This window comes from Kitasatospora sp. NPDC097691 (assembly GCF_040302665.1).
Lineage (GTDB): Bacteria > Actinomycetota > Actinomycetes > Streptomycetales > Streptomycetaceae > Kitasatospora.
In genome coordinates this window covers 1-12,434 of record NZ_JBEORY010000015.1, presented here as the reverse complement: position 1 = coordinate 12,434, position 12,434 = coordinate 1, and the positions used below count along the sequence as shown (strand labels likewise).

Below are 12,434 nucleotides of genomic sequence, written 5' to 3'. Positions count from 1 at the left end.
GAGCCACGAACGGCCGAACGTCCCGTCCTCCCGAGCCGAACGGAAGCGGAGGACGGAAGGAGACGGGAGGAGACGGGAAGGGACGGGAAGGGACGGGACGGCAGCGGAGGGCGGGGGCCGGGCACTCGCCGACCGATCAGCGCACGGTCACCGGCAGCGTCTCATAGCCCCGCAGGACCAGGCGGTCCCGCCGGGTGGCGACGCCGCCCGGGGTAGCCGGGGGAAGCGGTCGAGCAGGGCCGGCACCGCGACCTCCGCCTCCAGCCGGGCCAGCCGGGAGCCCAGGCAGAAGTGCTGACCGCCGCCGAAGCTGAGCGGCCGGCTGTCGGTGCGGGTCGGGTCGAACACCTCCGGGCGCTCGTAGCGGGCCGGGTCCCGGTTGGCCGCGCCGATCAGCAGCGTCACCGTGCCGCCGAGCGGGGTGGGCAGCCCGTCGACGCTCAGGCCCTCCTCCAGCGCGACCCGTTCGGTGACCTGCACCGGGGAGTCGAAGCGCAGCACCTCGTCGGCGAAGCCGGCCGGGGTGACCGCGCCGTTGCGCAGCCCGGCGGCCGCACCGGGGTGGCGGAACAGCAGGGACAGGCCGTTGCCGAGCAGGTTGGTGGTGGTCTCGAAGCCCGCCACCAGCAGCAGGACCAGGTTGGCCGGCAGCTCCTCGGCGGAGAGCCGCACGCTGTCCTCGGCGGCGATCCGGGCCAGGTCGCTGACCAGGTCGTCCTGCGGGCGGGCCAGCCGCTCGGCGGCCAGCTCGGTGAAGTACCCGGACAGCTCGTCCGCGGCCCGGTCCGCCTCGGTCAGTTCGCCGAGGTCCCCGCTGATCTCCAGGACGGCGGTGAGGTCGGAGGCGAGGGCCCGGAAGCGGTAGCGGTCCCGCTCGGGGACGCCGAGCAGCTCGCAGATCACCCCGACCGGCAGCCGGAAGGCGAAGGCGTCCATGAAGTCCACCGGCGATCCGTCGGCGCCCTGCTCGGCCATCCCGTCGAGCAGCCGGGTCACCGCGGCCTCCACCGCCGGGCGCAGCGCGGCGACCCGGCGGGCGGTGAACACCGAGGCGATCAGCAAGCGGACCGAGGGACTCCGAAATCACCCGTCCTGGTCCGTGAACCACGGGTGGGCGCGCGGGAGTTCCCGCCCGGGACGGTCCGGTTCCCGAGCGGTGCGTGCCGCGGCCGGTCCCCGGGCCGGGCGGGGCGGCTCGGTAGGCTGGCCGACATGGAGATCTGGATCAACCCGCGCTGCAGCAAGTGCCGGACGGCGCTCGGCGAGCTGGACGAGGCCGGCGTCGAGTACACGGTGCGGCGCTACCTGGACGAGCCGCCGACCGCGGCCGAACTGGAGCAGGTGCTGGAGCGCCTGGGCCTGGAGCCGTGGGACATCACCCGCACCGACGAGCAGGCCGCGAAGGACCTGGGCATGAAGGACTGGCCCCGGGAGGCGGGCGACCGGGCCCGCTGGATCGCGGCGATGGCCGAGCACCCGATCCTGATCCAGCGCCCGATCATCACCGCGGACGACGGGCACGCCGTGGTGGTCCGCACCCCCGAGGCCCTCAAGTCCGTCCTGCCCTGAGGCGGCCCGTCGGACGCCGGCCGGTCAGTGGAGCTGGATCGTGTCCACCGGCCGGCCGGGGTGCCAGTTGTGGACCAGCAGGTGCTCGCCTTCGAGGGCGGTGTGCACCACCTGGTCCAGCTCCAGCCGGAAGGCGTGGAACGGAGTGGGCGGCGCCTCGGGCAGATCGGCTGCGAACGCGGCGAGTTCCGTCTCGTCGGTGATCTCGACCGCCCGGCCGGAGACCTTGGAGTCCCCGCCGGCCATGGTCTCGTCCCCCGGGTGCGCGTGCAGCGCGAAGCGGGCGTCGCGCTGGAGGTCGCGCGCCTTGACCGCCCCGTACATCGACCCGATCCACAGGTCGTCGCCGACGAAGGCGACCTCCGTCCCGCTGACCCGGGGCGAACCGTCCTTGCGCAGCGTCGCCATGACGTGGTGCTTGTTGGCCTCGAAGCGGGCCCTCACCAGGGGCGCCAGATCCGGGGCCTGCTCCTCGAAATCCTGCCAGGTAGCCATGCCGCCAGTCTGGCACCCGGCACTGACAACCGCCGTCCGCGCGGCACCGGCCCGGTGGGGGCGCCTCCGGACACCGCCACGAGCCGGGGTCACGAGCCCTGTCACGGGCCGGGGTCACAGGCCGGGGTCACGGGCCACTGTCACAGGCCGGTGCCACACTGGCGGGGTGACCACCACGACCACGTACATCGCGTTCCTGCGGGCCATCAACGTCGGCGGCCGGACGGTGACGATGGAGCGGCTGCGGACGCTCTTCGCCGAGCTGGGCCTGGAGAACGTCCGCTCGTACATCCAGAGCGGCAACGTCTTCTTCACCACCGAAGGGTCCGCCGGCCGGTCCGACCGCGCCGCGCTGACCGGGCGGATCGAGGAGCACCTGGAGCGTTCGCTCGGCTACCCGGTGCCGGTGATGCTGCGGACGGTGGAGGAGGTCGCCGAACTGCTCGCCGCCGAGCCGTTCCGGGGCGTCGAGGCGACACCGGACGTCCGGCTGGTGGTCGCCTTCCTCTCCGAGCCGCTGCCCGCCGAACTCGCCCGTCCGCACCGCTCGCCGAAGGGCGACTTCGAGGTGCTCGGGGCCGATCCGGGGGCCGCCTACGTCGTGATCCACCTGCAGAACGGCAAGTGGGTCACCAAGGACATGTTCGGCAAGGGGTACCGGGGTTCGGTCACCTCCCGGTTCCTGCACACCACCGAGAAGATCCTGGGGGCCGCCCGCAAGGGCTGACGGCCCGTACGGCCTGCGGGGACGGCGCGGAACCGCGTGGCCTGGCGAGGCGTCTGGACTGCCGTGACGTACGAACCACGTGCCCGTGCAGGGCGTGATCTGGACAGCCCGAGCCGGCCGAGCCGACAATTTGGCCATGACGCCTCCTGACCTCCCCACCGGCCGGATCCGGCCCTCCGACGCCGAACGGGAGCTGGCGCTCGGGGCACTGAAGGACGGCGCGGGCAGCGGGCGGCTCTCGCACGACACCTTCCTCGGCCGGATGGACATCGTCCTGCAGGCCACCAGCCGCAGCGAGTTGGACGCGGCGGTGGACGGACTGCCGACCGGCGGGCCGGTCGAACGCCTCGTGCTGCGCACGGTCGGCCGGGTCTCCGGCTTCGGCGGGCGGATCAACCGGGCCTGGCGCACCGAGCGGCTGCCCGGACTGAGCCTGCCGCAGGCCGGCGCCGGGCTGCTGACCATCGGCCGGATCCCCGGCTCGGGGCTGCGGCTGCACGACGCCTCGGTCTCCCGGCACCACGCCGAACTCCGGCACGAGGGCGGCGGCTGGGTGCTGTACGACCTGGGCTCGACCAACGGCACGCACGTCAACGGGCGCCGGATCGCGGGTGGTGTCCGGGTCCAGCCGGGCGACCAGGTGCGGTTCGGGAACCTGGAGTTCCGGCTCGCCGCGCTCTGAGACACCCGCCCGGAGCGGCCGGCGAGCCGCTCAGTGCGGGAACTGCCGGGGCGGCCGCTGCCGCGGCAGCTCGTCCTGGAACTCCGCGATGATCGTGGCTATCTGACGCATCACCACGGTGCGCTCCAGCCGGTCCAGGTAGCGGTTCTCCGCGGCCAGCGCCTCGACCGTGACGCCGAAGTACATCGCCATCAGCGGATTGACGAACAGCTCGCTGCCCTTGGTCCGCTCGGTGAACCGGACGTCGCCGAACTCGCCGCGCAGGGCCGCCGCCACCGAGCCGTTGACGATGCTGGGGTGCTCGGGGAAGGCCGCCCGGGCGTGCTCGACGGCGTCCAGGTAGAGCACCGCCTCCCGGCTGTCGCGCGGGATGGAGAAGGCGCCGAGGTAGCCTCCGGCCCGGTCCAGCGCGGCGAGGTTCTCCAGCACCAGCGTGTGGTTGACGCCGTGGTGGGCGTCGATGCCGAAGCCCAGGCAGGCGACCAGCCGCTCGGGCACCTCCCGGAGCCCGGCGACCGCCGCCAGGCTGGCCATGTCCTCCTCGGGGGTGCCGAGTCCGACGTCGTCGCCGCGCATCAGGATGTCGGTGCCACCGTCCACCAGCAGGACGGCGTCGATGCCCAGCAGGGCGACGAGCGCGCGGTAGCCGTCACGCAGCGGCTGCACGCCCACCGACGGGAAGGCCCACACGGTGTCGGGCATGCCGTGGAGGTTCAGCCAGCGGGCCAGCGTGCGCTCCGGGAAGTAGCCCGCGGGGGCCGGGGTGTCCGGCCGGATCCGGGCCACGTCGGGCTCCGCCCAGACGTCGAGGGGCAGTCCGTAGAGATGGGTGAAGGAGAGGTTGGCCAGGTGCACCTCCTTGCCCGCGGCGCGCAGGGCGAGGGCGATCGGCAGCCCGGCGTACACGTCGAACCCGCCGCCGGCGCCGGCGATCAGGATCCGTTCGGCGGCCAGTAGCCGGGTGAGCAGCGGGGGTTGCAGCAGAGAGGTCACCGGCGGACGGTAGCACCGGGTGACTTCGGTGGCCTCGGTGGCTTCGGCGGTACCGGCAGCCTCGGCAGTCTCGGTGGCGACAGGGAGCCGGGTGGCCGGCGTCGGGTGCGGGCGGGGGGGCGCCGGGGAGGCGTCAGTCGCGCTCGATGTGGACCTCGGCGGTGTGGTCACCCTTGTCCGCCTTGCGGATGGTGACCCGGACGGTGCCGACGGTGGTCTCGGAGTCCTTGTCGACGGTCTTCTTGCTGTCGCCGATCGTCACCTCGGCCGAGCTGTCGGTGATGTGGCCGACCGTCATCTTCATCGGGTTGTCGCCGCCGAAGACCTTCACGGTCTTGGAGGCGTCCGCACCGTCGGTCTTGATGCCGACGGTGCACTTGTGGTCGTCCAGGCAGAGCGCCACGCCGCCCTCACAGGCGGTCAGTCCGGCGCCGAGGGTCAGGACGGCGCCCGCGGCGAGGATCGCCGAACCGAGCCGGAAGCGGGTCCGGAGGCTGGTGCGGTGGGCCTTGACGGTGCTGCTCGCTGTGGTCATGTCCTCGACGGTAGCGGGCCGGACACAGCCCGCCATCAGCCGTCGGCGGGAGGCCCGCCCTGGTGCAGCCCGGATCGGCCGGGCGGCCGAACCCCGACGGCGGTGGGTCGAATCCCCTAGGGGTCAAGGGAGTTGATCATCGGACCGACTTCCCGACGCTTCGTCAGCATATGCCACCGGCTCATGCCACGCGCGTAGATCGACGGCCCGCGAAAAGGCCCAGTGGTCAGTCGGCAATGATCCCCAGGCCGCTCTCCGGCCCGTCACCCGGCCCCCACAGCGGCGCGGTGCAGCGCTGGTAGGTGGCCTGCCAGTGCGGCCAGTTGCGGGCCACGTCGTCGTCGCACTCGGCCAGCAGCCGCTCCACCGCGGCCGGCTCCACTCCCTCCAGCAGCCAGGCCAGCGCGTCCGCCGTGCCCGGACCGTCCGCCGCACGCAGCAGGTCCAGCAGTTCGCCCAGCCCGCCGAGCCGGGAACCGTCGGCGACCACCCGCTCCATCCGGGGCAGCAACTGGCGCTCCTCGATCCGCAGATGGGTCTCCAGCCGGGCCGCCAGGTCCTCCATCGCGTACGCCACCGGCCAGGCGCTGCCGGTGTCCCGGCTGGCGATCCGGACCAGGGTGGTGACCCGGGTGAACGAGTGGTCCAGGTTGTGGTGGTCGGCCTCGAGCCAGTTGAGCAGCAGCCGCAGCTCCGGCGCGAAGCGGCGCACGATCGGCCAGAGCCGGGTGTCCTGCTGCTCGTGGTGGCAGGTCAGCATCGCCGTCATGAAGTTCCAGTGCCGCAGCAGCGCCTCGCCCTTGTGCTCCTCGTCGGGCTGGAGCAGTCGCAGTGCGTTGGGCAGCCGGGCGAGGTCCCGGCGCAGCGCGGCGTGCACCAGGCGCAGGCCGGCGAACCGCACGGTGGCCGGGTCGTCGTCCGCGGTCCGCCCGCGCGCGTCCGCGCCCCGGGGATCGGCGCCGGGCTGACCCTGCGCGGGCACGGCGGGGGCGGGCTGGGGCAGCAGGTGGATCGGCATGGCACTCTCTTCACGGCTTGGGGCAGGACGGGTGGTGGCGGCCGGTGAGGACCACCCCAGCCAAGGTGCCCGCAGTCGATCAGAAGCGAATCAATGTCCGATTGACGCGCAGGTCAGCGCGTTTACGGGGGCGGACGCAACGCACCGCGGCGCCCGACCCGTGTACCCGGGAGAGGGTGCGCGCACCGCGTGCCGGGGAGTCCAGGGGAACAGCGAGGCCGCATGTCACCGGAGCAGGAGCAGTCGTTCGACGAGTTCGTGGCGAGCCGGTACGCCGCGCTGCGCCGCACCGGCTACCTGCTCTGCGGCGACTGGCACCTCGCCGAGGACCTCGCGCAGACCACGCTGGTGAAGCTGTACTCGCGCTGGAACCGGCTGCGCGACCCGGAGGCCGCGGCCGGGTACGCCCGGACGACGCTGGTCCGCAGCTACATCGATCTCCGACGGCTGCGCCGCTCGCACGAGGTGCCCGCCTGGGAGCTGCCGGAACCGCCGGCGGTCGGACCGCGGGCCGCCGCCCCGGCGGACCCGGAGCGGCGGCTGGCCCTGCTGGCCGCGCTCGCCCAGGTCTCCCCCGCCTACCGGGCGACGCTGGTACTTCGGTTCTGGGAGGACCAGTCGGTCGAGGCGACGGCGGAGGCCCTGCGGCAGAGCACCGGCACCGTGAAGTCCAACACCAGCCGGGGACTGGCCCAACTGCGGCTGATCCTCGGCGACTCGCTGCTGGAGATCGCGGCGAGCTGAGCGCGGCCCGGCCCGCGGGCCGGGCGGGGCGGACCCGGCCGAACGCGCGAGCCGGGCCGCCGGAACCGGTCACCCGGGCGGAACGGGCCGCCCGGGACGAGCGAGAGACGAGAGGAGAGCGGTTTTGAACCGGGACGATCCGGCGTTCGACGCCGACGACATGGGCGCGCTGTTCCGAGAGGTCCTGGACCAGCCGGAGCCGGCGGTTCCCCCGGGCCTGCTGCCGGAGGTCCGCCGCTCGGGCACGCGGATGCGCCGCCGGCGCCACCTGCTGGCGACGGTCGCCACCGCGCTCGCGGTGGGCCTGCTGGCCACGGCGGGCTGGGCGGTGCACGGGAGGGCCCCGGTGGCGGGGGTCGGCCGGGGGCTGGCCCCGGCGGCGAGCGGGCCCGTCCTGCCGTCCGCGACGCCGAGCCGGCCCGACGCGCCGCCCCCGGCGGCCACCGGGACGCGCGACACGACCGCACCGGGCGCCGCCGGGGACACCGCGGCCGCACCGGGCGCGCCCTCGGAGGTCACGACCGCGGGCGGGACGGCCCCACCGGGCGCGTCCGCGGTCGGCAGCGCACGCCTGCTCGCCCTGGTGCGCGACCACCCGCCCCAGGACATCGGCGGGGTCGCCAGGGGCACCACGGCGGACGCCTTCGTGCTGACCAGGAAGGACGGCGGCACGGTCACGATGAGCCGGAGCCTGGACGGGCCCTCCGAACCGCGCGGCGGCACCACCTCGCCGTGCGAGTCCCGCACCACCGCCTGGGGTCCGATGAGCCCGGACGGCCGGGACTGCGTCGGCACGAAGCTGGCGGACGGCTCGGTGGTCTGGATGCTGCACCCGCTGACGGTCGTCCCGCGCGGACAGGAGGCCGAGATCCGGGTCGTGACCCCGAACGGCCTGGTGTACATCCTGCTGTTCGCCCGGGCCGAGGCGCGGGCGCAGCCCGACGACGTGACCGTGCCGCTGCTGGGACTGATGCAACTGGCCGAGCAACCGGGGTTCCTGGAAGCGGTCCGGGACGGCTGGGCGGACCCTGCCCTCGGTTCCAAGCCCCCCGTGCCGTCCAAACCCTCCGGGCCGTCCACGAACCCGTCGCCGTCCGCGGCCGTCCGGCCGTCCACGACCTCCCGGTCGTCCGCGGTCCCCTGACCGCCCACGGTCGCCGGGGGCCACGGGGACCGGCCGCCGTGGTGGGCGACGGACCGGCGTCAGTCGGCCGCCGGCCCCGACAGGTTCTTGGTCAGCCACTCCAGGGTGTCCGGGATCATCTTCTTGAAGTCCGAGGTGAGGTGCTTGCCCCCGGGCTGCTCGTAGTACGTGATGCCCACCGGCGGGGCGGCCTTGGCCACCCAGGACTTGACCACCTTGGTCTCGTACGGGTTGGCCCCGCCCGCGGTGACCAGCATCTTCACGTCGGCCTTGCCCTCGGCGACCAGCACATCGGGGTTGTTGGCCGCGCGCTCGGTGTCGTGGCCCTTCCACAGGAGCGAGTCCGGGACGAAGTAGCCGTCGATCGGCACCGCGGCCTTGTAGACGTCCGGGTACTGCAGGGCGAGCTTGGCGCTGCAGAAGCCGCCGGTGGAGGCGCCCATCACGCCCCAGCCGTCGCGACCCTGCACGGTGCGGAAGTTGGCACGGACGAAGTCCGGGATGTCCTGGGCCATCCAGGTGCCCATCTTGGGCTGGCCCGGGATGTCGGAGCAGTCCAGCGCGTTCTTCTCGTCGCCGTTGAAGTTCTGCACCGGCATGATCATGATGAACGGGTGGGACTTGCCCGCCTTGACCAGCCGCTCGTTCTCCTCCTGGATCGGCAGCTGGTTGTCGGTCCAGGTGTTGTAGCCGTTGCTCTGGCCGCCCGCGAAGAGGGTGAGCACCGGGAAGCCGGTCTTGGCGAACTTGGGGTCGTTGTACTCGGGCGGCAGCCAGACCCAGACCTTGCCGGCGACACCGGACTTCGCGCCGGTCACGGTGGTCATGAAGATCGGCCCGGCGGCGGTGTCCCGGGCCTTGGCGAGGTTGGCGTTCGGGCCGGTCGGCATCAGCACCTTGCCGCTGCCGGCCCCGGGCGTCGGGGTGCCCGAGCCGGTGCCGCCGCCGGTCGGGGTGCCCGTGGTGCTGCCGGTCGCGGCCGGGGTGCCGTCCGACTTGGCACTGTCGCCCTTCCCACCGCCGGAACTCCCGCAGGCCGCGAGCGAGGCGGCCAGGGCGAGCACGGCGGCGCCGGACAGGACGGCACGGGAACGGGACGACTGCCTAAGCACGGTGAGGACTCTCCGACCGATGTCGCGCCCGGTCCGTCTGACCGGGCGGCGGCCCCCCGGTGGGGCCGGACAGACCCGAGGACACCACGCTGGTACGGCCCCCGGGTGATGGCGTGCCGTCCCTCGCGGGGGCCCGCCTTCCTGCGATCTTATGACGTGGCCCGTGGCGGGCCGGTTGCGCGTCGGCCACCGGAAATCCAATGTTTGTTCGCGATCAGGTAAAGGCCTTCGGCACCCCCGTCGGACGGCGGGGGCCGGACGACGGGATTCACCGATCGCAGGTCACACCCGGCGCCGGTTTTTGGGTGCTTTCGACCAGTGACAGCCGCCCGGGGCAGGCGGAACGATCTCTCCGGGGGCCGACCGGGACCGCCCCCGGCCCTGCCACCGCCACCACAACCACAACCACAACCACCGAGGAGGGCGCCATGCCCCAGCAGATCGCCGTCGTCACCGGAGCCGGGAGCGGCGTCGGCCGGGCCGTGGCGGTCGAGCTGGCCGCGGCCGGCTGGCTGCCGGTGCTGGCCGGCCGACGGGCCGAACCGCTGCAGGAGACCGCCCGGCTCTGCGGCGCCCCGGCCGACGTGGTGCCGACCGACGTCACCGACCCGGCCGCCGTGGACGCGCTGTTCGCCGCGGCCGCCGAGCGCCACGGCCGGGTGGACCTGCTCTTCAACAACGCCGGCAGCTTCGGCCCGGCCGTCCCGGTGGAGGAGCTCGAGGTCGAGGCCTGGCGGGCGGTCGTCGACCTGAACCTGACCGGCGCCTTCCTCTGCGCCCGGGCGGCGTTCCGGCAGATGAAGGCCCAGGACCCGCAGGGCGGCCGGATCATCAACAACGGCTCGATCTCGGCGCACGTCCCGCGCCCGCACTCGATCGCCTACACCGCGACCAAGCACGCGGTCACCGGCCTGACCAAGTCGCTGTCCCTGGACGGCCGCCCCCACCGGATCGCCTGCGGACAGATCGACATCGGCAACGCGGCGACCGACATGACGGCGGCGATGAGCGCGGGTGTGCGGCAGGCGGACGGCCGGATCGCCCCCGAGCCGACCATGGACGTGGCCGACGTCGCACGGACCGTACGGCACATGGCCGCTCTGCCGCTGGAGGCCAATGTGCAGTTCGCCACCGTGATGGCGACCGCGATGCCGTACATCGGGCGCGGCTGAAACCGGAGCCCGAACCCGGAGCCGCCCCGGTCCCGACCCCGGGTCCCGGCCCCACACGGCCCCGGCCCCCACACGGCGGGAACCCCGTCAGGCGGCGCTGACGGGGTTCCCGAGGAGGCGGGGCGGGCCTACGGCCGCCAGGTGTCGTTCAGCGTGACGGTCCCGCCCGCGGGCACGGTCGCCGTCCGGTTGGCGCCGGACTCCCAGGTCACCGCACCGTTCGCGTCCTTGCGGACGTACTTGTACTGGAAGGAGGTGCCGGCCGGCAGCGAGAGCGCGAGCGACCAGAGCGGGTAGCCGGCGGCCGAGAGCGGCAGCGCCTTCGCCGGGTCCCAGCCGCCGAGCGCCGCGACGTCGCCGACCACGTAGACGTTCTGCCCGTACGCGGTGGTCGCGTTGACGTTGAACGAGGCGCCGGAGACGGTCGCGCCCGGCTGGACGTACAGCGCGACCGCGTCGCCCGCGCCGACCGTCGCGGTGAACTGCCCGTTGGCGCCGACCTGGTAGGTCGGGCCGGTGCAGCCGCCGCCCGGCTGCGGGTCGCCGTGCTGGACGTCGCAGTAGGTGCCGGCCGGCAGCCCGGTCTGGAAGGCCCGGGTGATCGCGCCGCTCTCGTGGTTGATCGCGACGTAGCCCTTGTTGCCGCGGCCGAAGGCGATCGCGTTGTTGCCGTCGGACCACCAGTCGGTCACCCCGGTGCCCGCCACGGCGTTGCGGAAGCCGACCATGTTGGCGACCTGGCGCCAGGCGTGGGTGCAGTTCCAGCCGTCCTGGTAGCAGGCGTTGACGGTGCCGCCGTTCGGCGGGCCGTCGTCCTTGTTGGTGAAGGAGTAGCCGGAGTAGATGTTCGGCGAGCCGTACGTGGAGGCCAGCAGGAAGACGTTGGCCAGCGTGTAGGTGTTGCCGTAGGTGTAGTTGAGGGTCGAGCCGTTGCGCTCGGTGTCCCAGTTGTCGATGAAGCTGCGCGCCTGGTCGCTCGGCAGGTAGCCCCAGGAGGCGCCCCAGCCGCTGAGGTTGGCGAGCTTGTCGGCGGTGAACATCCGCTTGAGGTCGGTGCCGACCCGGAACTCGTCCACGTCGCCGTTGCCGGTGTACTCGGTGGGCTGGATCGGCTCGCCGGCGCCGTAGATGACCTCCTGCACCCAGTAGGCCTTGGGGTTGGCCGTCCTGGCCTTGATCGCGGCGAGGTCGGCGGCGGCGATGTGCTTGGCGGCGTCGATCCGGTAGCCGTCGACGCCGAGCGAGCCGAGGTCGTCCAGGTAGTGCGCGATGGTGGTCTGGACGTACGGGCTGCCGGTGTCCAGGTCGGCGAGGTCGACCAGCTCGCAGTTCTGCACGTTCGAGCGGTCCTGGTAGTTGCTGATCGCCTGGCGGCAGGAGTGGAAGTCCTGGTCCTGGTAGGTGCCGGGGTAGTTGTACTTGCTGTACGCGGTGCCGCCGGTGCCGGTGCCGGAGCCGGCCGACATGTGGTTGACCACCGCGTCGGCGATCACCTTGACCCCGGCCGCGTGGCAGGTGTCGACCATGTTCTTGAAGGAGGTGCGGTCGCCGAGCCGGCCGGCGATCCGGTAGCCGACCGGCTGGTAGGAGGTCCACCACTGCGGGCCCTGGATGTGCTCCTGCGGCGGGGAGACCTCGACGAAGCCGTAGCCCTTCGGGCCGAGGGTCGAGGTGCAGGCCTGGGCGACCGAGTCGAAGCGCCACTCGAAGAGGGTGGCGGTGACGTCCTTGCCGTTGTTCGCGGGCGGGGAGGCCTGGGCGGCGGGCGCGCCGAGCGCGGTGCCCAGCGAGAGCGCGAGCGCCGCCGAGGCGGCGAGCGCGCCGGCCGTGCGGGCGGGTCTGCGGGTGGGGGCGGTGGTGACCACGTCGTCTCCTGGGGGTGGCTGGGGTGGGGCAGCCGGAGGTGAAGCCTGCAGGAAGTTTCTGTAACTTGCCGGAAACTTGCAGCGCTGAACCTAGGGTCACCGGGAGACACCGTCAAGGCCCCTGGAAGATACGTTTCTGCATCGCCGGAGCCGAACCCGTCACGACCGGCCCCGACCGGCCCCGACCGGCGCCGGCAGACGACAAGGGCCCGGCAGCCGTAGCCGCCGGGCCCCTCACCTGTCCTGGTTCACCGACCCCTCAGGAGCCGGTCCGGGTTCAGCCGGTCTGGACGGAGGTGTCGTCGATCACGAAGCTCGTCTGCAGCGAGGAGTCCTCGACGCCGTTGAACTTCACGGTGACCGTCTGGCCCGCGTAGG

General features: G+C 73.2%; 13 protein-coding genes. 6 read left to right on the top strand and 7 right to left on the bottom strand.

The window, feature by feature from the left end; genetic code table 11:
- Positions 1-147 precede the first annotated feature (147 nt).
- Positions 148-1,062 carry a cytochrome P450 gene (locus ABTY56_RS13450; protein WP_350628903.1) on the bottom strand — a complete coding sequence of 305 codons (915 nt, stop codon included), beginning with the start codon at positions 1,060-1,062 and terminating at the stop codon, positions 148-150.
- A 150-nt stretch (positions 1,063-1,212) separates the two neighbouring features.
- On the opposite strand from ABTY56_RS13450, the gene ABTY56_RS13445 reads away from it, so the two are divergent.
- Positions 1,213-1,569 carry an arsenate reductase family protein gene (locus ABTY56_RS13445; protein WP_350628902.1) on the top strand — a complete coding sequence of 119 codons (357 nt, stop codon included), beginning with the start codon at positions 1,213-1,215 and terminating at the stop codon, positions 1,567-1,569.
- A gap of 24 nt (positions 1,570-1,593) precedes the next feature.
- Here ABTY56_RS13445 and ABTY56_RS13440 read toward each other — a convergent pair whose 3' ends face one another.
- On the bottom strand, positions 1,594-2,064 hold the full coding sequence (locus ABTY56_RS13440; protein ID WP_350628901.1) for a pyridoxamine 5'-phosphate oxidase family protein: 471 nt from the start codon (positions 2,062-2,064) through the stop codon (positions 1,594-1,596).
- A 166-nt stretch (positions 2,065-2,230) separates the two neighbouring features.
- Between ABTY56_RS13440 and ABTY56_RS13435 the strand changes: the two genes are divergently transcribed.
- Both ABTY56_RS13435 and ABTY56_RS13430 read left to right on the top strand, forming a co-directional pair.
- Complete coding sequence (locus tag ABTY56_RS13435) at positions 2,231-2,791, top strand: DUF1697 domain-containing protein (protein WP_350628900.1); 561 nt, start codon at positions 2,231-2,233, stop codon at positions 2,789-2,791.
- A gap of 136 nt (positions 2,792-2,927) precedes the next feature.
- Positions 2,928-3,473, top strand: coding sequence for an FHA domain-containing protein (locus ABTY56_RS13430; protein ID WP_350628899.1), 546 nt, complete (start codon positions 2,928-2,930; stop codon positions 3,471-3,473).
- A 30-nt stretch (positions 3,474-3,503) separates the two neighbouring features.
- Here ABTY56_RS13430 and ABTY56_RS13425 read toward each other — a convergent pair whose 3' ends face one another.
- The 3 genes from ABTY56_RS13425 to ABTY56_RS13415 all read right to left on the bottom strand — a co-directional run bounded on the left by ABTY56_RS13425 (position 3,504) and on the right by ABTY56_RS13415 (position 6,019).
- Entirely contained in the window at positions 3,504-4,466 is a 963-nt protein-coding gene (locus ABTY56_RS13425; protein ID WP_350628898.1) for a DUF1152 domain-containing protein, read from the bottom strand.
- A 133-nt stretch (positions 4,467-4,599) separates the two neighbouring features.
- On the bottom strand, positions 4,600-5,001 hold the full coding sequence (locus ABTY56_RS13420) for a hypothetical protein (protein ID WP_350628897.1): 402 nt from the start codon (positions 4,999-5,001) through the stop codon (positions 4,600-4,602).
- A gap of 226 nt (positions 5,002-5,227) precedes the next feature.
- Positions 5,228-6,019, bottom strand: a complete 792-nt coding sequence (locus tag ABTY56_RS13415; protein ID WP_350628896.1) for a hemerythrin domain-containing protein — start codon at positions 6,017-6,019, stop codon at positions 5,228-5,230.
- A gap of 222 nt (positions 6,020-6,241) precedes the next feature.
- On the opposite strand from ABTY56_RS13415, the gene ABTY56_RS13410 reads away from it, so the two are divergent.
- Positions 6,242-6,763, top strand: a complete 522-nt coding sequence (locus ABTY56_RS13410; RefSeq protein ID WP_350628895.1) for a SigE family RNA polymerase sigma factor — start codon at positions 6,242-6,244, stop codon at positions 6,761-6,763.
- Positions 6,764-6,887: 124 nt separating this feature from the next.
- Positions 6,888-7,907 carry a hypothetical protein gene (locus ABTY56_RS13405; protein ID WP_350628894.1) on the top strand — a complete coding sequence of 340 codons (1,020 nt, stop codon included), beginning with the start codon at positions 6,888-6,890 and terminating at the stop codon, positions 7,905-7,907.
- Between the two features lie 59 nt (positions 7,908-7,966).
- Here the strand turns inward: ABTY56_RS13405 and ABTY56_RS13400 are convergent, their stop codons facing one another.
- On the bottom strand, positions 7,967-9,019 hold the full coding sequence (locus ABTY56_RS13400) for an alpha/beta hydrolase (RefSeq protein WP_350628893.1): 1,053 nt from the start codon (positions 9,017-9,019) through the stop codon (positions 7,967-7,969).
- Between the two features lie 428 nt (positions 9,020-9,447).
- On the opposite strand from ABTY56_RS13400, the gene ABTY56_RS13395 reads away from it, so the two are divergent.
- Positions 9,448-10,191: an SDR family oxidoreductase gene (locus tag ABTY56_RS13395; protein ID WP_350628892.1), complete on the top strand. Its 744-nt coding sequence runs from the start codon at positions 9,448-9,450 to the stop codon at positions 10,189-10,191.
- 128 nt (positions 10,192-10,319) lie between these two features.
- Here the strand turns inward: ABTY56_RS13395 and ABTY56_RS13390 are convergent, their stop codons facing one another.
- Positions 10,320-12,056 carry a carbohydrate-binding module family 20 domain-containing protein gene (locus ABTY56_RS13390; RefSeq protein WP_502893098.1) on the bottom strand — a complete coding sequence of 579 codons (1,737 nt, stop codon included), beginning with the start codon at positions 12,054-12,056 and terminating at the stop codon, positions 10,320-10,322.
- Positions 12,057-12,434: the final 378 nt, after the last annotated feature.